The 22,826-nt window shown below is 58.7% G+C and carries 17 protein-coding genes and 1 riboswitch; of the genes, 4 read left to right on the forward strand and 13 right to left on the reverse strand.

The window, feature by feature from the left end; translation table 11 throughout:
* Positions 1–182: 182 nt before the first annotated feature.
* Positions 183–4,442, reverse strand: coding sequence for a WIAG-tail domain (locus NYE48_RS21140; RefSeq protein ID WP_340999874.1), 4,260 nt, complete (start codon positions 4,440–4,442; stop codon positions 183–185).
* Positions 4,443–4,506: 64 nt separating this feature from the next.
* The gene (locus NYE48_RS21145) at positions 4,507–5,664 is read right to left on the reverse strand and encodes a glycosyltransferase family 4 protein (protein ID WP_340999875.1); all 1,158 of its coding nucleotides are present in this window, start codon (positions 5,662–5,664) and stop codon (positions 4,507–4,509) included.
* A 305-nt stretch (positions 5,665–5,969) separates the two neighbouring features.
* Between NYE48_RS21145 and NYE48_RS21150 the strand changes: the two genes are divergently transcribed.
* Positions 5,970–7,052 (forward strand): YheC/YheD family endospore coat-associated protein, encoded by a 1,083-nt coding sequence (locus tag NYE48_RS21150; RefSeq protein ID WP_212948126.1) that lies wholly within the window; start codon positions 5,970–5,972, stop codon positions 7,050–7,052.
* A gap of 25 nt (positions 7,053–7,077) precedes the next feature.
* On the opposite strand, the gene NYE48_RS21155 is transcribed toward NYE48_RS21150, so the two are convergent.
* Genes NYE48_RS21155 through NYE48_RS21165 form a run of 3 tightly spaced genes read right to left on the reverse strand, consistent with a single transcriptional unit; the run spans position 7,078 to position 10,023 of the window.
* Positions 7,078–7,884 (reverse strand): energy-coupling factor transporter transmembrane component T family protein, encoded by an 807-nt coding sequence (locus NYE48_RS21155; RefSeq protein ID WP_212948320.1) that lies wholly within the window; start codon positions 7,882–7,884, stop codon positions 7,078–7,080.
* Positions 7,884–9,422 carry an ABC transporter ATP-binding protein gene (locus NYE48_RS21160; protein WP_212948322.1) on the reverse strand — a complete coding sequence of 513 codons (1,539 nt, stop codon included), beginning with the start codon at positions 9,420–9,422 and terminating at the stop codon, positions 7,884–7,886. Before NYE48_RS21160 ends, NYE48_RS21155 begins: the two co-directional genes overlap by 1 nt.
* Positions 9,415–10,023, reverse strand: a complete 609-nt coding sequence (locus NYE48_RS21165; RefSeq protein ID WP_212948128.1) for an ECF transporter S component — start codon at positions 10,021–10,023, stop codon at positions 9,415–9,417. The genes NYE48_RS21160 and NYE48_RS21165 overlap by 8 nt, the downstream gene beginning before the upstream one ends.
* Positions 10,024–10,128: 105 nt before the next feature.
* Positions 10,129–10,240, reverse strand: a riboswitch (TPP riboswitch).
* A 325-nt stretch (positions 10,241–10,565) separates the two neighbouring features.
* Here NYE48_RS21165 and asd point away from each other — a divergent pair.
* Entirely contained in the window at positions 10,566–11,372 is an 807-nt protein-coding gene (asd, locus tag NYE48_RS21170; protein ID WP_212948130.1) for an archaetidylserine decarboxylase, read from the forward strand.
* Here asd and NYE48_RS21175 read toward each other — a convergent pair.
* The 4 genes from NYE48_RS21175 to pdxR form a co-directional block, all read right to left on the reverse strand.
* On the reverse strand, positions 11,369–12,235 hold the full coding sequence (locus NYE48_RS21175) for an SDR family oxidoreductase (RefSeq protein ID WP_212948132.1): 867 nt from the start codon (positions 12,233–12,235) through the stop codon (positions 11,369–11,371). The genes asd and NYE48_RS21175 overlap by 4 nt on opposite strands.
* 11 nt (positions 12,236–12,246) lie before the next feature.
* A complete protein-coding gene (locus NYE48_RS21180; protein WP_212948140.1) occupies positions 12,247–13,257 on the reverse strand; it encodes a phosphotransferase enzyme family protein in 1,011 nt (336 codons plus the stop codon).
* A gap of 310 nt (positions 13,258–13,567) precedes the next feature.
* Positions 13,568–14,353: a helix-turn-helix domain-containing protein gene (locus NYE48_RS21185; protein ID WP_036710836.1), complete on the reverse strand. Its 786-nt coding sequence runs from the start codon at positions 14,351–14,353 to the stop codon at positions 13,568–13,570.
* Positions 14,354–14,467: 114 nt separating this feature from the next.
* Positions 14,468–15,919 (reverse strand): MocR-like pyridoxine biosynthesis transcription factor PdxR, encoded by a 1,452-nt coding sequence (gene pdxR / locus NYE48_RS21190; RefSeq protein WP_340999876.1) that lies wholly within the window; start codon positions 15,917–15,919, stop codon positions 14,468–14,470.
* Between the two features lie 156 nt (positions 15,920–16,075).
* On the opposite strand from pdxR, the gene NYE48_RS21195 reads away from it, so the two are divergent.
* Together NYE48_RS21195 and NYE48_RS21200 are read left to right on the forward strand one after the other, a co-directional pair.
* Positions 16,076–16,735 (forward strand): pyridoxamine 5'-phosphate oxidase family protein, encoded by a 660-nt coding sequence (locus NYE48_RS21195; RefSeq protein WP_212948150.1) that lies wholly within the window; start codon positions 16,076–16,078, stop codon positions 16,733–16,735.
* 136 nt (positions 16,736–16,871) lie between these two features.
* A complete protein-coding gene (locus NYE48_RS21200) occupies positions 16,872–18,170 on the forward strand; it encodes an aminotransferase class I/II-fold pyridoxal phosphate-dependent enzyme (RefSeq protein ID WP_340999877.1) in 1,299 nt (432 codons plus the stop codon).
* Positions 18,171–18,506: 336 nt separating this feature from the next.
* Here the strand turns inward: NYE48_RS21200 and NYE48_RS21205 are convergent, their stop codons facing one another.
* The 4 genes from NYE48_RS21205 to NYE48_RS21220 all read right to left on the reverse strand — a co-directional run bounded on the left by NYE48_RS21205 (position 18,507) and on the right by NYE48_RS21220 (position 22,805).
* A complete protein-coding gene (locus NYE48_RS21205) occupies positions 18,507–19,730 on the reverse strand; it encodes an ABC transporter permease (RefSeq protein ID WP_036710843.1) in 1,224 nt (407 codons plus the stop codon).
* 2 nt (positions 19,731–19,732) lie between these two features.
* A complete protein-coding gene (locus tag NYE48_RS21210; RefSeq protein ID WP_212948154.1) occupies positions 19,733–20,479 on the reverse strand; it encodes an ABC transporter ATP-binding protein in 747 nt (248 codons plus the stop codon).
* 34 nt (positions 20,480–20,513) lie between these two features.
* A complete protein-coding gene (locus tag NYE48_RS21215) occupies positions 20,514–21,905 on the reverse strand; it encodes a DEAD/DEAH box helicase (protein WP_340999878.1) in 1,392 nt (463 codons plus the stop codon).
* Positions 21,906–22,031: 126 nt separating this feature from the next.
* A complete protein-coding gene (locus NYE48_RS21220; RefSeq protein WP_340999879.1) occupies positions 22,032–22,805 on the reverse strand; it encodes an SDR family NAD(P)-dependent oxidoreductase in 774 nt (257 codons plus the stop codon).
* Positions 22,806–22,826: the final 21 nt, after the last annotated feature.

The raw sequence follows: 22,826 nt of genomic DNA on the forward strand, positions 1-22,826 counted from the left end.
AGTCGGCTGATATTCCTTAAGTATCCTATGCGGCGGCCACAAGAGCGGACGCGGCGTTTGTGCATGTTTGCTTCGCTCCGCAGCGGTTTGAGCGGCAACGGCTCGCGTGGCTTCAAACGCAAAACGAGCCGGGATCAAGGTCCTTCCAACCTTGACCCGGCTCGCATCATGTCCGGCTTTGATTACATCGGGGCGCTGCCGACGGCAATCCAGGAAAGGAATCCGAACGTTTCGGCCCCGTTTTGGCGGCGAACCACTTCAATGAACGCGGTATCCTCCCGTTGGGTTTTCAATACGGCATAAAAATCTGGGTGGTTGCACATCGCCACGATGACGTACTGGTTGCTTGGGTACGGCTCCTGCAGCATGACGGGGACTTCGACCTTCGTCTCGCCTTCCCCGATGCGGAAAGAGGTCATTCCGCACTGCTGCACGGTCGGCACCCGCGATGCGCTTCGGACCGGAGCGAAGGCCAAATGGGCGGCCGTCACCGATTGATCGGCCAAATGCCTTGCCTCAACGGATTGGTCCTGGAGATGGTTTCCGTTCACGGCCCCCGGCTGCAAATGCCATTCCTCAACGCTTTCGGCCTGCAAATGAAGCGAACGGATCGACTCCGGCTGAATATGGGTGGCGGATATCGCGCCGGGCGCGACCTTGGCCGAATGCACCGCGCCGTCGCGGAGCGCTTCGCCGTGCACGGCGCCGGGGACCAAATGCCGGGCACCGATCGCTCCGGATTGGATATGGACGCTTCCGACCGAAGATTCCGCCAGTTTTTCGAACGTGACCGCCTCGTTGCCCAAAATCTCCGTGCTCACTGCCCCGCTGGCGAGATGCCGCTCGCTGACGACGCCCGGCTGCAGTTGGTCTTCGCCGACCGATTCGGCGGCCAAATGCATGTAGTCGACCGCCCCCGGTGCGAGATGCCACTTTTGTACCGATTTTTCCTGAAGCTGAGCCGCGGATACCGACCCTGGCAGGATGTGCCCGTGCCCGATCGAACCGGGCGCGATTTTATCCCCGGTGACGGCTTCCTCCTGCAAAGCATCACCCGATACGGCCCCGTAAGCAAGATGCCGCTCCGTGATGATTCCCTCCTGCAGATGGCCGCCGCCGACGGCTTCCGGCGCGAGATGGGAGAAACTGACGATGCCGTCCCCCAAATGCCGTTCTTGTATAGAGCCGGACTGCAGATGGTAAGCCCCAACCGACTCCTCTGCCAGCTGATGGCTTCCGATCGACTCGAAGGCAATTTTGCTTCGCGTTACGGCACCGTCCTGGATCGCCCCGCCGTAAACGGAGCCTTCGGTCAGATGCTCCGCTCCGACGCATCCGTTTTGGAGCTGCTCCGGTCCGACGGAATCCTCGGCCAAATGGCGCGATACGACGGCATTCGGCGCGATATGCCGCTGCTGGATGCTTTTTTCGTGAAGATGGATGGAACGAACGGCCTCCTGCTGCAAATGCACGCTTGCTACCGACTCCGGCGACAAATGCTGGGCGGCAACGGAACCGCCTTGGATCGCTTCTGATCCGACCGAACCGACGCTAAGGTGACGTTCCTGCACGATCCCCGGCTGCAGCTGTTCCGATCCGACTGACTCCGCCGCCAAATGCCGGTATTCCACCGCGCCGTCTTCGATCGCTTCTGATCCGACCGAACCGACGCTAAGGTGACGTTCCTGCACGATCCCCGGCTGCAGCTGCTCCGATCCGACTGACTCCGCCGCCAAATGCCGGTATTCCACCGCGCTGTTTTCGATCGCCAGGGAATGGACGGCCCCTTCGGCCACATGTTCCCTTCCGACCGCGCCCTTGGCAATTTTGGAAGAGAGGATGCTGCCGTCCGCCAGCTTCTCCGGCGTGACAGCCGAATCTTGGAGTTTATCCGTGGCGACGCTTTCGGGCGCCAGCTTTAGCGAAGTGACCGCATAATCGGTGAGATGGACATGGGTCACGATGGCGGGATTCAAATGTCTCGTCTGGATGCTGCCCGGGGCCAATCGGTCCGACGTGACCGCTTCCCTGCCGAGAATGTCCGTGTTGACGATCCCGGCCTGGAGATGTTCGGCCGCAATCGCTCCCGCGCCGATATGGCGGGATTGGATCGCTTCATCCGCAAGGGCATCGGGCGAGACGCTCCGGCCTGCGAGATGGCGGCTGCCCACGGCTCCTGCGCGGATATGTTCCGACCCGATGCTCTCTGCCGCGATCGTTTCCCCGCCGACGGAGTTCGGGGCAAGCTTGCTTGCGGTAACGCTCGCATCCGCCAGCTTCTCGGTCGTTACGGAAGCGGACTGCAGTTGGCCGGCTCCGACGGCTCCTTCCGAAATATGCTTTTGTTCCACGGCCTGGTCGCCTAAATGGGTGTTCTGGACGGAGGCCTGCCGCAAATGCCTTGACTCCACGCTGTTTTCCGCCAAATGTTCCCCGCCAACCGCACCCTGGCGGATTTTGGCGGAGAGGATGCTGCCGTCCGCCAGTTTGTTGGCCGTGATGGCCAAGTCTTGAATTTTGTCCGTGGCGATGCTTTCGGGCGACAGCTTTAATGAAGTGACCGCATGATCGGCGAGATGGACATGGGTCACGATGGACGGATTCAGATGTCTCATCTGGATGCTGCCTGCAGCCAGACGGTCGGACGTGACCGCTTCCCTGCCGAGTATATCCGTGCCGACGATGCCGGGCTGGAGATGTTCGGCCGAAATCGCGCCGGGGCCGATATGGCGGGTCTCGACGGCTTTGTCTGCAATCGCACCGGATTCCACGCTAAGCCCGGCAAGATGGCGGCTGCCGACCGCTCCTGCGCGGATGTGCTCCGACCCGACGCCCTCTGCCGCGATGATTTCCCCTCCGACGGAGCGGGGCGCGAGCTTGCTTGCGGTAACGCTCGCATCGGCCAGCTTCTCGGACGTAACGGAAGCGGACTCCAGTTGTCCCGTTCCGACGGCTCCTGCCGTAATATGGTGTTGTTTCACGGCCTGCCCGCCCAGATGGATGTCCTGAACGGAAGCCGGCTGCAATTGTCCGGACCCTACGCTGTTATCTGCCAAATGCCCCGCGGTAACGGCTCCCTGCCGAATATGGCGGCCGGAAACGGAATCAGGCGCAATCTGTCCTTCCTGTACGGCCCCCTGCCCCAAATGGCGTGTTTGGACCGCTTCGCTTGCGATTTTGCTCGGCAAAATGCTCTGATCGGCGATTTTGGAGGACGTAACGGTCTGATCCACGATATGGGCCGTGCTGACGGACTGCTCCTCCAGCTTCGAGGAGCTGATGCTCTGGTCGGCAATGTGTGCTGCGGTAATTTCCCCCGTCCCGATATGCCGGCCTTGAATGGTGCCGTCCGCGAAATGGATGCCGAAAATGGATGACGGAGCTATGCTGCCGCCGCCGATGGACCCCGGCTGAATATGGCTCGAGGTTACGGATCCCTCGGCCAGCTGGGCCGTGCCGATGCTTCCGGCCGCGATCTGTCCGCTTGAGATCGCACCGTCCGCAATCAGGTCGCCCGTCAGCGACCGTTCCCGGATGTGGATGCCTTCAAGCGTTCGTTCCTTGATCTTTTCCCCGGTAATTCCGCCGTCGCGCAATTTGGAGGCCGTGACCGCGCCGTCCGCCAGCTTTGAGGTATCTACCGCACCGCTTGCGAGATGGCGGGATTGGATGCTGGAGCCGGCGATTTTTTCCTCGGTGACGGCCTCATCCTGGATCAGCCGGCTCGAGACGACAAGCTCCGCGAGATGGCGCGTTTTGATCGAGCCGTCGGCGATTTTTTCCGATGCGATCGCTTGATCCTGCAGTTTGTCGGAGGTGATGCTGCCAGCGCGGATTTTTTCTCCGCCGATCGATTGGTCCCGCAGCTTGCTTCCGCCGAATGCGCCGTCCGCCACATGGTCTTCGATGATCGAATACGCCGCGATTTTGGAGGTCGTTACCGCCCCGTCGGCCAAATGGACATGGGTGACGGCATAATCGGCGATCGCTTCGCCATCGACCGCGCCGGGCTTCAGTCTGGACGAGTCGACCGCGCGGAATGCGATTTTGGAAGTGACGACGGATCCGTCGCTCAAATCCTCGGCATAAATAAAGGGCTTCGCCGACTCCGGCAGCTTTTTCTCCGCAATCCATTCCTCGATCGTCTCCTGGGGCTCAAGAACGCTGATCCCAAGGGTCTCTGCCCCTGCATCCGGCTCTGCCGGGACTTCTTGCTGCTCAGCTTCATATTGCTGTTCTTCTGCCTCCGGTTCCACGGGGATCGCCGGCTCCGGCGGTGCCTCCGCAACGACCGATTTGATTTGAGCATGCGTTTCCTGGACTTTCGGCATAAGATCCAGTTTTGGTTTAGGTATCATTTCCAACTCATGAATATTCGGGTTATCCACGAAATAGCGGCGTCTGCCGTTTCTGTCGGGCTGTTTTTTACCCTTCTTTTTCAAGTACCCTCGCTCCCTTCCTGGCCGTAACATCCTTTGGCATCATATGCGCCCGGATGGGCCTTTGTCACAACGAGGCGAGCTTTTGCATCAGTTCATGCCATCTGGCGGCCGTCTGCTGCCATTGGAAGGACCGGGCGGCCCGCAAGCGCCCCGCTTGCCCCAATTCCCTCCGCAGCGGTTCATCGTTTAAAAGCCGGATCACGGCAGCGCCAAGCTGTTTTCCAAGGGAGGGAAGCGGCAGCACGATCCCGCTTTTCCCGTTCTCTACGATTTCCGGGATCCCGCCCGCATCCGAAGCCACCACCGGAACCGCCGATGCCATCGCTTCCACGTTCACCAGGCCGAAGGCTTCGCCTTCCGCGGAAGGAACCGCCACGACATCGGCCAGATGGTACCAATACGATATCGCGGGGTACGAGACGAAGGGGATGAAGGTCACATGCCCAAGGTAAGGTTCTGCCAGATCGTGAAGATACCGTTCATAAGGATGAGGCCTGCCGGATTGGTAATACGGGCTGCCGACGATCAGCACCATGACGTCCGGCACGGCCCGCACCAGCTCAGGAAGAGCGGCAAGCAGATGATGCACGCCCTTGATCGGCAGCAGCCTTCCGGCATACATGACGATCCGCCTTCCCTGCCAGCCCCTGTCCCTCAGTTTGGCTTCCCGAAGCGCCTCGGAGGACGGATTCCAGCGCGGGGTAAAGTCCTGGAGCCTGACTCCAAGCGGGTTGACGCTTATTTTGTCCCGGAGCGCGGGATGGCGCGCGGTCACCTCATGCTTCAAATACATGCTGTTGACGACGATTCCGTCCAGCGGCTGCAGGACCCGGCCTGCCGACTCCCGATCCATATAAGGCGGCGAAATATAGGTAAGCGAATGAATGGATGCCACCACCTTGCTGTCAGGCAAAGCTTCTTTAATCTTGCAGGCCAGAAGCGGACGGTTCTGCACGTCGACCACCCGCGGCCTCCACGCCGACAGGGCTTGGATCACGGCCGAAGCATAACGGGCGCCTCCGGGAAGGCGATGAACCGGAATCCCGCCGTCGATCGACCCGACGACAGGGCGTCCCGGCTCCCGGACTCCGTAAATTCTCGTATCGAAACCTGCTGGCACCATAGGGATCATCTGTTCCACCACCCGCTCCACGGAACTGCTCCGGCCCGAAGGAATATAAAACGAACCCGGCGTTACGACGGCGGCTTTTTGCTTTTCCATTTGCTGTCCCCTCCTTCCCACCAGGTGGAAGTGCCTGTTCGGCATAAACATGCGACTGAACCTTCCCTTCTCTAGCCTATACAACCACGGGGGAGGGCGGTGACAAACGGGGAAGACCCGAAGCCAAAATAGGCTGAAAACAAACGGACAAACGTCCCTTGCTGTCACGAAACCAGCGGCATAAACTATATCGACCGGGGGGAACGCCATCCGGAAGGCACCGGCCAAGTTTCCGCATCCTAAGATCACGGGCATCTATGGCGAGAGTTAAAAAAACGACGATAAAGATACAGGAGGGATGAAATGTGTGGTTTTCTTATGTCGGGATTCTGTTGAATGCGGCTGTGCACCGGGGAATTCCGCATGGAACAACCGGGCAGGAATCCCTATCGAACTATGAGGAGGCCGCGCGGGTTTACGGTCTGATCCCCTGCTATATGCGGCTTCAGGATCTTGACCCGGACAACGGGCAGTGCAGCGCTTACGTGCTCAGGGACGATGCTTGGACGCTCGTGCGCATGCCGATCCCGCGCGTCATTCATAACCGGGCGATCTATTTGGACGCTGGGTCGCGGCAAAAAGTCGAATACCTGCTCCGCCAGGGTTACGTTATCTTTAATGCTTTTAACCGCTATGGAAAAGATGAAATACACCATCTGCTCAAAAAAGACCCGCTGCTTGCGCCCCACCTCCCGGAAACGCAAAATGCCACATCCTCATCCATCACGGACATGATGCGGCATTACGACGATTTGGTCATGAAGCCCTGCGTCGGCAGCGTCGGCCGCGGCATATGGCGGCTCCGCCGGGCCGGAGCGGCCTGGAAGCTTACCTATTCCCCCAGCGGCCGATCCTCCGGCTGGAAAACGGTAACGCTGCATCAAAACCAGCTGCCGGCCATGCTGCGGAGACGGCTCGCGCGCATGCCTTACCTCGTGCAGGAACGCATCGCCCTGGCGGAGTACAAGGACCGGCCGTACGACCTGCGCGTTTCCGTGCAGCGGGGCATCAGCGGACAATGGGAAATCACGGGGTTGTACGCGAAGGCGGCCTCCTCCCGCACCTTCGTCTCGAACGTGGCGCAAGGAGGCAGGGCTTTTCCCGCCGAAACCGTCCTTGCCGAAAGCCTTCCCGGATTGGCGCCCGATGTCGTCTTGACGGACGTAAAACAGCTTGCCCTGCGGATCGCCGCAAGATTGGAGCTGCATCTCCCCTGGGCGGCCGACTTCGGGCTCGACATCGGCTTGTCGAAAACGGGGAAACCTTATTTTATCGAATGCAACGGACGCGATCAGCGTTACGGCTTCCGCAAGGCCGGCCTGAACGGGCTGTGGATGGAAACGTACCGCAAACCCATGGCCTATGCACGTTATCTTCTTGGGGACTGATGCCCGCTCCCTCGTTCCCTCATGTTTAGGAATGATAGCGGACATCGGCGATGCCGAACCACGGGAAGACGACCGCGGCGGCATAAGCCGCGCATGGAGCGAGGGCAAGCAGCAGGACGGCGGCCGCGTCGGTCCATGAAACGTTCGACGGGTAATAATAGGTTCGTTTTCCCCCGCCGTCAAACTGCTTCGCTTCCATCGCAACGGCTACCCGGTGGGCCCGGCGGATGCTTTGGGACAGGAGCGGCACGGCGTACAGCCGGACATGCTCCGCCATCCCCCGCAACCCTTTTCCGCGAACCGTGATCCCCCGTACCTGAAGCGCCTGCCTGCGGATCAAAAATTCCTCCCACACCATCGGCAGCAGGCGGATCGAGGCCATAAAGCTGTAAGCAAACCGTGGGGCCAGCCTGAAATTTTGCATCAGGGCGTAAAACAGCTTCACGGACGGCGTCGTGCTGACAAAAAGCAACCCTTCGGCCGCAAACGCAATCGAGCGGAATCCCAGATGCAGCCCGCGGTAAAAGCTTTCCTCCGAAATGCGAAAGAGCCCCCACTGCCACCACAACGTGTCCCCCTTCCCGAACAGGATCATCGTCATCGAAGAGGAGACGAAAAGAAAACCAAACGGCAGAACCAACAGCAGCGTCTTCCGGACCGGAAACCCGCCGAACGCGAACAATAGAACGGTATAAGTCAGCGCCTGGTACGCCGCGAAGTCGATGTTCCGCGTCAGCACCGTGACCAGGCACAACGCGACAAACAGGACGAGCTTGATGGCCGGATTGGTGCGCAGCAGCACCGTTTGCCGCGTAGGTTTCAGCAATTCGATCATGTGCCCGCCCGCCTTTCTGCCAGATCGGCCTCGATCGCCGGACGTTCGGTAACCGCGCCGTCCAGCACCTCCCACACCTTCGTGGCAACACGCCGGGCGATATTCTCTTCATGGGTGACCATTACGATGGCTGCGCCCTTTTCCTGCATCTCCAGGCAGTATTCGAGGATCGCAAACGTATTCCGGGCATCCTGGCCGAAAGTCGGTTCATCCAGCAAAAGGACGGGCTGCTCGCCCACGACGGCGGCCGCCATGCTAAGCCTCCGTTTTTGGCCGGTGGAAAGCTGGTACGGATGGCGGCGTTCCAGCCCTTCCAAATGAAAGAATCGCAGCAACCTTCGCGCTTTCGCTTCGGCCTCGGCCTTCCCCGCTTGTTTCGCTTTCGCGGAAAAGCCGGCTTCCCCCAGCACCGATTCCGCGACGAACTGGAATTCCGGGTTTTGGAACACGTAACCGATCCGGTCCGTGGGCGGACGAATCGCCCGGCGCGCTCTCCGGGAAGCGCCCTCCGTTTCCGGCATGGCCTCCCCGCATAACCGGTATTCCCCCCGAAAGCGCAGCAGCGACATCAGGCTGAGCAACAACGAGCTTTTGCCCGCCCCGTTCGGACCGACGACCGCGATAAAATCCCCGGGATCGACCCGCGCCTCGTCTGCCCGCACCACGGGCCGGCCGGCCCGGAATCCCGAAAACCGCCGCAGCGTGAGAAGCGGAGCGGATGCGTCCGGTTCCAACGGTTTCGCCGCTCCGCCCCGCCTCAGGTCAAGCACCTTGAAAAAATCCGCCCATACGCCCGGATACCAGATGCCGTACTGCTGCAGCTCCCGCCGGAAGGCGCCGAAAACCCATGCGGGAGGGCCGTCGCCGAGAATGCTCCCGTCCGGAGCCAGCAGGACGATCCGGTCCATCCGGTCCGCGATCTCTTCGATCCGGTGCTCCACGACGATTAAAGTCCGCCCTTCCGCCGCTTTCCAGACGGACTCCCACATCTGTTTTCTTCCCTCGGGATCCAGGAGGGCGGACGGTTCGTCCAGAAAAATGACCTCGGGCTCCAGCAGCAGCACGGAGGCCAGCGCCAGCCGCTGCTTCATGCCTTGGGACAGGCTGTCTACCGGAACATGCAGCAGATCCGGACGCAAACCGACCGCTTCAAGGGCCCGGCGCATTTCGGGCACCATCCGTTCCCGCGGAATGCCGCGGTTCTCCAATACGAACGCCAGCTCTTCGTCGACGTATGGCATGCAAAACTGCGTATCCGGATCCTGGAACACGTACCCTCTGGAATCCGGCGCCACGATGCCTTCCGCTTTGATCGGCACCTCGATCACTTGCGGAATCAGCCCGCCGAGCACCTGCAGCAGCGTCGATTTGCCGCAGCCGCTGGGCCCGAGCAGCAGCACTTTCTCGCCGCGACGAACGGACAGGGACAAATCCTTGAACACGAAAGACGGCTCTCCCGGAAATTTAAGCCTGAGCTTGCTGACTCCCGCCACGGTCTCCGGCCCGAACGGTTCTAAATCCAACGGCTCAATCATGGTCAAGCGCTTCATAATCCTTTTGGGTCACGGGCCGCAGCAGCTGCGTCACGCCGGTAGCCTCCAATGCCTTCGCCAGCGCAAACGCCAAATATCCCGCCAAAATCGCGGAGCTGATGATTCTAAGCACGTATTTGAACAGCATCATCCCGAGCGTATAGTCCGTCACGTAACCGAAATAAACATCGACCGCAAACGAACCGAGCGCAGCGGCCGCGCCCGCAAATGCCGCCGTCCCCATCTTGAAGCTGCGGTAGCGCAGCAAGGCAAAAACCAGTTCCGCCGCAAGGCCCTGCGCGACGCTGTACAGCACCAGCTGAACGCCCCATTCGCTGCCGAACAAAATTTCCACGTGTGCCGCCGCCACCTCCGCCAACAGGGCAACGCCGGGTTTGCGAATCAGGAGCATGGCGAGCGTCGGCGCCAAAAACCAGACCCCGTACACCAGCTCATCAGCCTGAAAAAACAGCGGCTTGAACAGATCGTACACCGAGCTCCAAAAATGATAGACGACGCCAAGCGCAAGCGACAGCAAAATCGTGACCAGCAGGTCGCTCAGCCGCAGCCCTTTCCTTTTTTCCGCCTGAAGCACGTGATTCATCCTACATCTTCCTCTCTTCTTCGGTGAGCGGGAATGCGCAAAAATAGGCATGAAAAAAACCGCCCTGGATACGCAAAGAGAGACGGTTAAATAAGCCCGGTCCATGGGCTTCTATCGCGAATTCTCTACGCTGGCATTATCCAGATCAGATTCCCGGTCAGCAGCGGATACAGCTGCAATCTCAGCCTGATTCACTCAAGCTCCCGCATCCCATATGTAACGGACCGCCCTTCGCCAAAAAAACGAAGCATGCGAAAGCGTCCGGTTCCTGGTTCCAAAATACACCAATTCCGTGCCGGTTGGCAACAGAAAAAATTTTTCCTCGGCAGCCCCTGCCCTACTTCCTCCCCCTGCATGCGGCCGTCCGTCTTGCGTTAGACGTTATTGATTTAACCGCTATTCTATGTCAATATATTTCAGAGTGTTCCAAAAATAGTATGCTGCGCATTTCGGATCCGGCCGAAATTCGGTGAAACCAAAAGGCGGCCGCGCACGTTAACTCTATAAATCGACTCGAAGCACCATCCGAAGGGAGAAATAGCATGGCAAAACGATTGTTAAGGCTGATGACGGAGCTCTCCTCAAGAAAGTGGCTATCCGCATTGATGGGGCGTTTTTCCCATAGCAGGCTCAGCAGGGGCGTCATCCCTTATTTTATAAAAAGCTATCAGATTCCAGCCGACGAAGCCGAAAAGGAAATCCACGAATACAGGACGCTGAACGAGTTTTTTTCGCGCCGGCTGAAGCCGGGCATGCGCCCGGTCGAGGAAGGGCCGAACGTGCTGACAAGCCCGGTCGACGCCAAAATAACGGCCATGGGCGACATTTCCGCGGGGACGATATTAAACGTCAAAGGCCAGGATTATTCCGTGGCGGAGCTGCTGAACTTCTCCCCCCATTTGGAGCTGTACAAACACGGCTATTTTTTTGTGCTTTATTTAAGCCCGACCGACTACCACCGCATCCATTCCCCCATTACGGGGGTGCGTACGGAAAGCGAGCACATCAAGGGCCGGGCTTATCCGGTCAACGAATTCGGCATGACCCGGATGAAATCGGTGCTGTGCCGGAACGAGCGGCTGATCACCTACATCGCCGGGGAATACGGCGAGGTGGCCGTCGTGAAGGTCGGCGCCATGAACGTCAGCAGCATCCGTTACGACGACGAATCCGTGTCCCGCTGGAACAACGGCGACGACCTGGCCTATTTCGAATTCGGCTCGACCGTCGTGCTGCTGACGCAGGACGGAACGTTTACGCCAAGGGCCGGCCTGAAGCCCGGGGACCACGTCCGGATGGGCCAGCTTCTCGGAACGCTTCACCCTCCGGTCCCGCGGGACAAGGGCTAAGATCCGCTTTCGTCCCGTCCCATGACGGAAGCGATCATCTTTTGCAGCAAACGCCCCGGCAGGATCGCTTTGGCCCGGAGCGTCAACCGCGTGCTTCCCGGCAGGGCGTACCGGAACGCGGGCCGCTTCATGCATGCGATACGCGCAACGAGTTCGGCTACCTCCTTCGGGTCGCCTCCTTGTCGTGCGCTTTTTCGCGAAAACGCCAGCACCTTGTCCATCATGGCCCGGTAAGGCGAACCTTCGGGAGCGCTCATTTGCGCGAACCCCTTGTCCCAAATCGGGGTGCCGTAGGCACCGGGCTCTACCAGGACCACATCGATGCCGAAGGGTTTGGCTTCGAGCGCAAGGCATTCGCTGAAACCCTCCATGGCGAATTTCGAGGAAGCATACGGCGCATATCCCGGAAATCCGATGCGGCCGCTGATGCTGCTCATCTGGATGATCCGGCCTTTCCCCCGCTCCCGCATGATCGGCAGCACCGCCTGCGTCACCCGCACCATGCCGTGAAAGTTCGTATCCATCTGTTCCTGCCAAATCGCGGCAGGCACCTCCTCGACGAAACCTCCGTAGGCCGTTCCGGCATTGTTGACCAGCACGTCCAACCGGCCGTACTGCCGGCGTATGTATGCCGCAGCGTCCGCCACGCCGGCCGGGTCGGTAACGTCCAGCCGCACGGCAACGATTTTTCCCTGCACCCCGGCCTCCGCCGCCGCGTCCATCAGCCCTGCCTGCGCCTCCATCCTCCGGATGCCCGCGATGACGGCGAATCCCCGCCGGGCAAGCTCAACCGCCGTCAGCAGCCCGAAGCCGCTTGAACCGCCCGTGACCAGGGCTACCGGCTCCCCTTGCATTGTTTTCATGTTACCCCACCTTATACGGGAATCGCTTCGAACAGAAACGGATTCCCGTCCAAATAATGCCGAAGGAGCGCCAACGAATACGGCTTGCTTTCCCTCAGCTCCGCCGCTTCCCACGGATGCGGGGCATGGAAGCTCTGGTTTTCGATCAGCGCTTTGACAAAAAACGTTTCGAGCGCAGGAATGCAGCCCGGCTGGCCGGAAACGGGCCGCAGCCGCTCGTATCCTTCCATGAACCATTGACGCTGCACAGGGTACAAGCCGATAAACGACTGCGCCAAATCATACAAATAGAAGCCGAAACCGCAGCGCCCGAAATCGATCGGATAAGGCTCCCCGCCTTTGAACACCATGTTTCCTTCGTGGAAATCGCCGTGAATGAGGCCGAAACTCTCGCGATCCCGCCGCATGCCGGACATATGGGCCGTCACTTTGGCGGCCGCCTGCTCATAAATCGCGTATTCGTCCGAGGTTAGAAAACTCCCATGATGCTGCTTGAGCCTGGCCGTCTCCCGCGCGAACGGCTCCCCGTCCCATACCGGGCGGACAAAGCCCTCGGCAGGTTTGAAACGGAGGGCCGCCCGGTGCATCTTCGCCAGCAGACCGCCCATGAGAAGGAGCTGCTCTTCGCTGTACTGTCCCTCCCAATGGTCGCCATCGATCCAGCGAAGCACCGACACCTTCCAGCTTTGCCCCCGACCCGTCTCCACCTCGGTGACGTACGAGCCTTCGCGGTTCGGAACGCCCGTGGGGACCACAAGCCCCTCGACCCGCGCCAAATATTCGAGCCACTCCATTTCCGAAACGGTTTCCCCTGAGGATGCCGCTGCGGGATGAACGCGGAGCAAATACAACCTTCCCGCTTCATCTTCGATTTTATAGGTGACATGCTCCGACACCTGAATGAAATCCAGATGTTTTTCCTGAATACCGTACTGCTCCAGGGCAGCCGTCAGAGCCGCCTCCGCCTGAACGAGCAGCAGTCTTCTGCTGTCCTCCGAATCCGCATGAAACGCTTCGTTCATGGGTATCCCCCCCTTGTTTTCGCTCTTTTGCCGTTTTTTTCTGTTCTATCATTACAAAATTCCATATAGCCAGCATAGCATACCGGGCCCGGAAATTTCGATAGCCATCGCCGCCGTGCCGCCTGCTCCGGTCCTCGCCATCCCCTCTTGCAGGCCTCCGGCCCATCGCTTGCCCTTCCCAAAAAAAACTCATTGCAGCAAAAATGGCGGTACGGAGTCGACCCGACCCGCCCGCCATGCGTATGTTTGTTCCTTTACGGGACCGTTGCCTGTCCGCCCGCGATCATCGGAGGAAGGCTCCGATAAGGATTCAACGGATTTCGGAAGGTTTTTTTCCCGTATATTGCTTAAACTGCCTGCTGAAGAAAAAGATGTCGCGATAGCCGAGGGCGTCCGCCACCTCCGTTACGTTCATGCCCGCATGAAGCAAAAGATGCTGCGCGCGCTCGATTCGCGTCCGGATGATGTAGGACTGGACCGGCGTCCCGATCAGCTCCTTGAATTTGATCGAAAAATAGCGCGGCGACAATCCCGCGCGGGCGGCAAGATCCTCTACCCGGTGAGGTTTGCCCGGATGCTGCTGGACGTAGTTCGCGATTTCGTGGATGGCCTCGGTCAGCTGGTTGCTGGCCTTTTTCTCCTCCGGCTGTTCGCGGTCATGCCGCAGCAGATGGATCATGAGCTGCTTCAGGATCAGCTGTCCTTCCTCCTGCGCGGCGAACGTGTTCACCAGAAACAGCCTCACGTACCGGGAAAGCATGTACTCGAAATCAACCGTGTCCGTGAGCCTCCGGTAAGGCTGCGGAATGTCGGTCACCGGCTCGTTGATCCTGAAATGGCTGTACGTCAGCACGAGCGGTTTTTGCGGATTATGGGTTGCGCTCGTATGATCCCCCGGCCTGAACAAAAAGCAGCTGCCTTTGCCGACCTCAAACGGCTCGTCGTTGCGGATCACCGTTCCTTCCCCGCTCCATACATAAAACAAATCGTAGTTCTCCAGCGCTTTTTCGCGTTTCTGCCATTTCCATCCCGGCTCGCATACGATTTTCGCCAGCGAAGGCAGTATTTGAAAAGAAGACGGCGACGCATGCAGCATGGCGTCATTCCCCCTTATGATATTTACTGAACATGAATCAAGTCGATCGCCGTGTACGCAAAAGCGAATGCCGCAATGCAGCAAAAGCGCAAATCCATCTATCATGATACCCTTTCACGAGAAATTTTGCACATCCTGCCACGCAAGCACCAGCCTTCGGACGCCGTCCGCGATCTGTTCCTCCGTCAGATGGGCGAACCCGAAACAGGCCGCCGGAGGCCCCTGTCCCATCCAATACGCCTGCGCATCCCGGAATACAACGCCCCGGCGGACCGCTGCGCCGCGAAACGCCTCGTATTCATCCGCGGACTTCAGCCAGTTCGCATACACATGCAGCCCGGCATCGCCGGGCATCAGTTCGAAAAGATCCCCGGCGAGCGCATGCATCAGCCCCCAGAAATGTCCGTGCCGCGCCCCATACAACCGGGTTAGACGGCGCAAATGGCGCATGTAGCTTCCTTTGGACATGAACCTGGCGAGCGCCCGCTGTTCCAGCAGCCCCGGCGACATCGGCTCATACAGCGATTTGGCGCGCACGGCGGCCTCGACCAGCCCTTCCGGCAGAACCGCAAACCCCAGCCTCAGGCCGGGAAACATCGTCTGGGAGAAGGAGCCGATATAAATGACCCGCTCCTGGGTATCGAGCGTTTTCAGCGGCTCGATCGGACGCCCGCCAAAACGGAATTCGCTGTCGTAATCGTCCTCGATGATGACCGCATCATGCCGCTGCGCCCAGTCGAGAAGCTGCCGCCGCCGCTTCAGGCTGAGCACGGCCCCCGTGGGGTACTGCCTGCTCGGCGTCACGAACAAAATGCCCGCATCCCACTCCTGCGGCCGCACTCCCTGCCGGTCGACCGCCGCCGGAATGATGTTGCCGCCGCAGGCCTCGACCGCCCGCCGGATGCCGTGGAATCCCGGATTTTCGACGACGGCGGCCTCCCCTTCGTTCATCAGCAGCTGAAAAAGCAAAACGATGGCCTGCATCGAACCGTTAAAAAGGACGACATGCTCCGGACGGGCCATGATGCCCCGCGTCACGCGCAAATGGGAAGCGATCGCCTCGCGCAGCTGTCCGTCCCCTTCCGGGGGCGCTTTATGCTGCAGGCCGACTCCTTTGCGCCCCCCGGCAAATGACAAGGCGCTCCGCCACTCTTCGTACGGGAAACGGCTCATCTCGAGCGGCTGGTTGATGAAGCTGATCTCCGCCCGCTTCGCGGCATCGAGCGGCATGTCCGGGATGCGGAGCAGCCGTTCCCCCCATTGGGAAAGCTTGATCGGCGTTTCCTTTATTTTTTCCATCGACGGCGGGGAATAGCCCGCATCCGTGACGAAGGTCCCCCGGCCCGTTTCGGCATATACGTATCCTTCGGCCATCAGCATGTCATAGCTTTGGGCCACCGCCCCGCGGGACAAGCCGTACCGCTCCGCCATCTCGCGGGTCGACGGCAGCTTCATGCCGCCGGGCAAGCGGCCCTCCTGGATGGCCTCCCTTAACGCATGATACAGCGCCAAGTATTTGAATCGGTGTCGGTCGAGATATGCCTCCATATGGAGCGTCAATTCCATCCCCGTCGTCTCCTTTGTTCGAAAGGCAAAATTGGACTATTAAAATTAATCTAAATTGGATCTTTTTTATTGTCAATGTCTCCATTATGCTGACAACAAGCTTTCGCGGCTTGAAGGGCTGCGATACCGGCAATAGAAATATTGGAGGGAAACCAGATGAGAAGAGATGAATTCAGCGTTGACGAAGAAAAGGAAATCGAAGCATTTTTGTCCGGGATGAGTTTCGGCTTTCTCGGCACGGTCGGGGAGGACGGACGTCCGCGGGTGACGCCGCTCAACTTCGTATACGATCAGGGGATATTTTATTTTCACGGCAGCCGGATCGGCGAAAAAATGAACCATTTGAAAGCGAGTCCCATGGTCAGCTTCAGCGTCGCCGACGAATACGCCCTCATCCCGTCCTACTTCACGGATCCCAATCTTGCCTGTCCGGCCACGACGTATTTCAAAAGCGTCACGGTAAGCGGACGGGCCGAAATCGTGACCGACGTGCGCGAAAAAGCGGCGGTGTTCACGCTGCTGATGCACAAACTCCAGCCGGAAGGCGGCTATGATCCGATCGATGCCGACCATCCGGTATATGCTCCGAGACTGCGCAACGTGGCCGTCGTCAAAATCGTTCCGGAACGCCTCACCGCCAAATTCAAATTCGGCCAAAACCTGGAAGAAGGCGAAAGACGCCAAATCCTCTGCGGGCTGGAAGCCCGGAACCGGGAACGCGACCTTGAAACGGCAGAGCTCGTCCGCAGCAGCGTTCCGGAACGCCCCCGGAAGAAAAACGAATCGCCGTGCCAATCCATGGAAAATATCGAATGATATCCCTGTCCAAAGCGGTTTTGTCCGTGACGGTTCCGGCGGCAAATGATATAATGTAAGGCAGTGAAAACGGAAACCTGACATGGAAATCCCACGGCATTTCCGAACTTACAACCGATTTGGAAGGATGGAAGACATGGTAAACCGACCTGCTGAACAATTGAACGAAAGCATCAAATCCGGCAATCCGCATGTATACGACATGCTGTCCACGCTGGGCAAGGAGATCTACTTTCCGAAAGAAGGCATTCTGAGCCAATCCGCCGAAGCTGCCGGCCATGCCAAAAAGTACAACGCGACGATCGGCATTGCGACCGAAGGCGGCATTCCGATGCATTTGGACGTCATCCAAAACAAGCTGTCCGCCTATCAGCCGAAGGACCTTTATCCGTACGCGCCGCCTGCCGGCAAACCGGAGCTCCGGACCGCCTGGCTTGCCAAGATGAAGGAGGAAAATCCTTCGCTGGAAGGAAAATCGCTCAGCAGCCCGATCGTGACCAACGCGCTGACGCACGGGCTGAGCATCGTTGCCGACCTGTTCGTCGATGAAGGGGACGCCGTCATTTTCCCGGACAAAAACTGGGAGAACTATGAGCTGACCTTCGGCATCCGCCGCCACGCGGAGATCGTCAATTATCCGCTTTTTACGGACGAAATGACGTTCAACAGCCAAGGCCTGCGCGAGGCACTGTTAGCGCAAAAAGACAAAGGCAAAGCGATCGTCATCCTCAACTTCCCGAACAACCCGACGGGATATACGCCGGGCCTTAAGGAAGGCGATGAAATCGTTGCGGCCGTCAAGGAAGCGGCGGAAGCGGGCATCAACGTGGTCGTGGTCACGGACGACGCTTATTTCGGACTCTTTTTCGAGGATTCCTTGAAGGAATCGTTGTTCGGCAAGCTGGCCGATCTTCATCCGCGCGTCCTGGCCGTCAAGGTCGACGGCGCGACCAAAGAAGAATTCGTCTGGGGCTTCCGCGTCGGCTTCATTACCTATGCATCCGAAAGCAAAGACGTGCTGAACGCGCTGGAACAAAAAACGCTCGGCATCATCCGCGCCACCGTCTCCAGCTGCTCCCATCCTTCCCAGACGTTCGTGCTCGATGCGCTTAAATCGCCGGAGTTCAACGCCCAGAAGGAAGAAAAATTCCAAATCATGAAAGGCCGCGCCAACAAGGTCAAGGCGCTGCTCGACAGCGGAAAATACGGCGACGTGTGGGAATATTACCCGTTCAACTCGGGTTACTTCATGTGCCTGAAGCTGAAGGACGTTTCCGCCGAAGAGCTCCGCACGCATATCCTCCATCAGTACGGCGTCGGAACGATCGCGCTCGGCGAACATGACCTTCGCATCGCGTTTTCCTGCATCGAAGAGGAATACCTGGAGGACCTGTTTGACCTCGTGTACAAAGGCATTGCCGATCTACGGAAATAAGGCGCCTGGAATAGATTTTTTTAGTCAGGAACGGGTGATTGCCCAAGCACAGTCTTTCCCCGAGACATAAGATACCGTGTAACGCAAAACAATCCAAAGTAAAGGGGAATGAACAATGAGCGAAGAAGTAAGAGGCGGATACGGATACGGTTGTGGACCTGGATTATTCGGTAACACGGGTGCTATCCTGGTTCTCTTCATCCTCCTGGTTATCATCACTCGTTCTTTCTGGGTATAATCGCATACCCTTGACTTACAGGCATCGATAAGCACCGCTAAAAAAGGCAGAAGGCCGGAATTCCGGCCTTCTGCCTTTTTGTTTTCGATACTTGCGCGTTATTCGTCGTCCTCATCGTCTTCCGTCTTTTTCCTGCTTGCAAAGAATCGGGACAACAGGCAAAGAACGATCCCGCCAAGCAGCGCCATGAGCACGGTCCCCATTCGTTCGAGCCCGGCCCCGAGCAACGGAAGCCATGTGACTGCCGCAAACGTCAGTTGAATCTGAAACGCGAGTTTGATGGCATTCCTCCGCCGGCTGCCCGGCGCGATCGGATAGACGTGAAGCCAGAAAGATTCGCTGTGAAAACGCAGCAGCGACGACAGCTGGATGCCTGCCAGAAACACGAAAAACCAATAGATGCCGATGCCGACGTTGCTTCCGCGCTGCCACCAAGCCAAAAACGCCGCCAAAATGCCGACCCTGAGCACGATGCCGAGAATGTCGCTGCGCACAAAGCTTTTCATCAGCAAATACCGGTAAGCCGCTTCCGGCTTCCAAGGAATGTTGTTTCCCGCCCACGAAAGCCACTTTCTGGCATAAACGCGCTGCTCCCGTCCCGGAACGTTGACGAACCACCCCAGGACCATCAGCACCCGCCCGCTGTGGACTTTCTCCTGGGCAATAAGTCTTTCCCATGCGACGGGGTGTTTGGCGGGAAGTCGAAGCGCGGCGGTATACGTGGCCGCAAGCAGCACGATAAATATCAGGCTCCGGCCTGCCGGCTGCCAGATCCATGCCGCGACGCAAAGCGCAAGCACGACGTAGCGCAGCACCCTATAGGCAAACGCGGCGCGCCGGGAAACCATGCGCAGTTCCTTCCAGCAGCCGTAGCTGGCGAGCAGCTTCAGTGCGATCAGCACGAGCAGGAACAGCCAAAACGGCTTGGGCTGTCCGTCGCTCCGGACGTAAATCGGCCACGAAATGAGAAAGATGAGGGCGAGTCCCAGCAGTTTGTACACGACCCCGCTGGTCCAGCTTCCTTGAAAATAGCTTTTCATCCGGGATTCCTGCGGCAGCAGGAACACGGTGTCCGCCGGCGCGAGATAGGTTCTGAAGCTGCTGTTGACCGTCAGCGGCACGAATAATACGAGCATGATCCAGCGAATCGGGAGCCCCGCCGGAATATGCTGCACCAGGGACGTATACCAAGCCGAAAAAACGATCAGCGCGAACAGCATCAGCGCCGCGACCCCGCTTTGCAGTACATAACCGAGATACGGCAGCACTTCCTTCCCCCAGAAGCGGCTCCGGCGCTCGGCCCTTAACTTCATCAAGTCCATCGTCAATCCCTGCCTTGCACGAGGGTATAAAACATATCTTCCAGCCCTGCCCCGGTCGTTCCGGCCTGCGCTTCGATCGCTTCCAGCGTCCCCTGCGCAATGATGCTTCCCTGATGCAGCACGACAAACCGGTCGCAGTAGTTTTCGATCGTCGACAGGATATGGGAGCTCAGCAGAATGGAAGAGCCCCCTTCCTTCAACTCAACCATAAAATCAAGCAAAGACCGGATGCCGAGCGGATCGAGCCCGAGAAACGGCTCGTCGATAATGTACAGAGACGGGCGGGCGACGAAGGCGCACATGATCATGACCTTCTGCCGCATGCCTTTGGACAGCTGCGTCGAAAGACTGTCCATCTTGTCCTGCATCCGGAAAATCCGGGAAAGCCTGTCCGCGCGTTCTTCGTAATCGCCGCGCGGAACGTTGTAGGCCCTCGCCGTGAATTCGAGATGCTCGCGGACGGTCATATCATCGTATAACAGCGGAGACTCCGGTACGAATGCCAGGGAGCCGTGATAGGTTTCGGAATCTTCGTCCCGTTTTTTCCCCCTGACGCGAATCTCTCCTTTTTGGGGAGTCATCAGCCCAAGGATATGCTTCATGGTCGTGCTTTTTCCCGCGCCGTTCAGCCCGATCAAGCCGACCATTTCGCCCGGATTCACCTGAAAGGACACATCATGCAGCACGGGGCGGTTCAAGCTGTATCCGCCGCTCAAGCCTTGAATATCCAGCACCGTATTTCCGTTCATTGCATCACCTCCAAAAAATACCCGGCTCATCCGCTTATGGACGTTTTTTGTCTTTCAGCCATTTGGGAGCCCCTTTGTTTTTCCGGTCGCGGTCCCGCTCGCTGCCTTTTCGTTCCGGCTGCTTGCCGCCGCGGACCCATTCGTTTTTGCCTTTGGCCGGGCCCGGCGCCCGGCGCGTTTCTTCCTTGGCTGTGCGGTTTCTGCCTTCCCCGCCCCCCGACACGTCCGCCGTCGCTTTCTTGTCCGAAGGCTTTCGCGTTCCGGACGGGCCGCGCCCGCCGGGCAGCGCCCCGGGTTTCAGCACTTTGCCGCCGTACAGCCTGCGCTCTTCCAGCGAAATGCCGAGCTCCCTGGCAAATTTGTTCATGATGAAAATTTGACGGTGCGTCACCAGGGAGAGAACGAGGCCGCTGCGACCCATGCGCCCGGTACGGCCGGCACGGTGTACATAGTGCTCGGAATCCGCAGGCGGATCGTAGTTGACCACCATCTCGAGCCCTTCGATGTCGAGACCGCGGGCGGCGACGTCGCTCGCGACCAGCACCTTGAACTTGCCGCTGCGGAAACCGGAGAGCACCCTGCTTCGGGTCAGTTTATCCGCATCCGCGTACAACCCCTCTGCCGAAAGCCCCATATAATTCAATTTGCCCTGCACTTCGGCGATGGTTTCCGTCTGATTGACGAACACGATCGCCTTTTTCGGATCGTAATGGCGGATCACCCGGCGCAGCGTCTCGATTTTATCCCGCTCGTCGCCGGCAAAATAATAATGCTCAAGCCCTTTGGCGGTCGACTGGTCGGGATCGATGCCGATTTCGACCGGAGCGTTCATCTCGCGTTTGACGAGCGCCGCCGTTTCCTCGCTGACGGTCGCCGACAAAAACACGAGCTGCCGGTCCCGGAGCGCGCTCCGGAGGATGCGGTCGACATCGGCCGCGCCGCCAAGCTGAAACACCTGATCGACTTCATCCACGACGATCGTGTTTACTTCATGCATTTTCACCTTGCGCATTTCGATCAGTTCCCGGATTCTTCCCGGGGTTCCGACGAGAAGCTGGGGGTGCTGCTTCAGCTTTTCCACCTGGCGTTTCAGGGCCGCGCCCCCGATCAATCCAAGCACGTTGATGCCAAGGTTTTGTCCGTATTTTTCGCCTTCCCTGACGATTTGCATGGCAAGCTCCTGCGTCGGCGCGATCACGAGCTTTTGCGCCGATTTCCGCTGGGCGTCGATGCCCTGCAGGACCGGCAGCAGATAGGCGAGCGTTTTGCCTGTCCCGGTCTGGGAACGGGCAAGCACGTCCGCCCCTTTCAAAATCGCGGGAATCGCTTCCGCCTGCACCGGCGTCGGATCCGTAATGCCGTATTCCGATAAGCTGTCCATCAAAGATTGTTCAATGCCCAGCGCTGTAAACGAAGTTGGGTTCATTCCATTCCATCCTTTTATAGAAGTCATTCTTAACCATTATATGATAAAAGGGCCGCCACACCAAAAAATTAATTTGCGCGTACGGCGGAGGACGCGAAAAAACCGGCTCTATGCCGAGCCGGCCTGTCATTTTTTATTCATCATCCGATAGGTAAGCCGATCCGACAGGCGCGGGAACAGCTGGTACAAACGCATGGCCGCGGCTGCTTTGAGCGGCAGGTTCAGCTCTTCCTTTCGGGTATCCATCAGGCGCACCATTTTGCGGGCCACGTGCTCCGGCTTCATCATCAGCCATTTGACGTTGCTTACGTAGCCTCCCGAAGGATCCGCGATATCGAAAAAAGGCGTGTCGATGGGGCCCGGGTTGACGGTAGACACCGTAATTCCCGTGCCGCGCAGCTCCTGGCGCAGGGCGTTGCTGAAGCCGAGCACCGCATGTTTCGTCGCCGTATAGGCGGTCGACTTCGCCGTGCCGATTTTTCCGGCCATGGAAGTGACGTTGACGATTTGCCCGCTCCGGCGTTCAAGCATATGGGGAAGCACCGCCTTGGCGCAGCGCACCGTTCCCATATAATTGACGTCCATCATCCGCTCGAATTCCGCGGAAGGCATATCCGTCGCAGGCTCGAATTTGCCGTACCCCGCGTTGTTCAGCAAAATATCGATTCGCCCGTACTCCCGTATCACTTCTTCGACTGCCCGCTTCACTTCGTCTTCCCGGGTCACGTCAAGCGTCTTGACCCCGTGTTTCCCGGCAATGCCGGCGGAAGCTTCGGCCAGCTTGCGCCCGGAGCGCGCCGCGAGGACCGGTACCGCTCCCTTTTCGCTGAGCATTTGCGCCGTCAACAGGCCGATTCCGCTGGAAGCCCCGGTAATGAAAACGACTTTATCCTTTAACATGTTCCCGACCTCCTCCTAAGC

Origin of the sequence: Paenibacillus sp. FSL M7-1455 (assembly GCF_038004655.1) — a bacterium.
GTDB classification, from domain to species: domain Bacteria; phylum Bacillota; class Bacilli; order Paenibacillales; family Paenibacillaceae; genus Paenibacillus_AQ; species Paenibacillus_AQ cookii.

Excerpts from the sequence above, each read along its gene's own strand:
- NYE48_RS21220 (WP_340999879.1), bottom strand. The coding sequence starts at position 22,805 with ATGTTAAAGGATAAAGTCGTTTTCATTACCGGGGCTTCCAGCGGAATC.
- NYE48_RS21145 (WP_340999875.1), bottom strand. The coding sequence starts at position 5,664 with ATGGAAAAGCAAAAAGCCGCCGTCGTAACGCCGGGTTCGTTTTATATT.
- NYE48_RS21165 (WP_212948128.1), bottom strand. The coding sequence starts at position 10,023 with ATGAATCACGTGCTTCAGGCGGAAAAAAGGAAAGGGCTGCGGCTGAGC.
- NYE48_RS21210 (WP_212948154.1), bottom strand. The coding sequence starts at position 20,479 with ATGAACGGAAATACGGTGCTGGATATTCAAGGCTTGAGCGGCGGATAC.
- NYE48_RS21200 (WP_340999877.1), top strand. The coding sequence starts at position 16,872 with ATGGTAAACCGACCTGCTGAACAATTGAACGAAAGCATCAAATCCGGC.
- asd (WP_212948130.1), top strand. The coding sequence starts at position 10,566 with ATGGCAAAACGATTGTTAAGGCTGATGACGGAGCTCTCCTCAAGAAAG.
- NYE48_RS21215 (WP_340999878.1), bottom strand. The coding sequence starts at position 21,905 with ATGAACCCAACTTCGTTTACAGCGCTGGGCATTGAACAATCTTTGATG.
- NYE48_RS21175 (WP_212948132.1), bottom strand. The coding sequence starts at position 12,235 with ATGAAAACAATGCAAGGGGAGCCGGTAGCCCTGGTCACGGGCGGTTCA.
- NYE48_RS21185 (WP_036710836.1), bottom strand. The coding sequence starts at position 14,353 with ATGCTGCATGCGTCGCCGTCTTCTTTTCAAATACTGCCTTCGCTGGCG.
- NYE48_RS21195 (WP_212948150.1), top strand. The coding sequence starts at position 16,076 with ATGAGAAGAGATGAATTCAGCGTTGACGAAGAAAAGGAAATCGAAGCA.
- NYE48_RS21160 (WP_212948322.1), bottom strand. The coding sequence starts at position 9,422 with ATGATTGAGCCGTTGGATTTAGAACCGTTCGGGCCGGAGACCGTGGCG.
- pdxR (WP_340999876.1), bottom strand. The coding sequence starts at position 15,919 with ATGGAATTGACGCTCCATATGGAGGCATATCTCGACCGACACCGATTC.
- NYE48_RS21205 (WP_036710843.1), bottom strand. The coding sequence starts at position 19,730 with ATGGACTTGATGAAGTTAAGGGCCGAGCGCCGGAGCCGCTTCTGGGGG.
- NYE48_RS21180 (WP_212948140.1), bottom strand. The coding sequence starts at position 13,257 with ATGAACGAAGCGTTTCATGCGGATTCGGAGGACAGCAGAAGACTGCTG.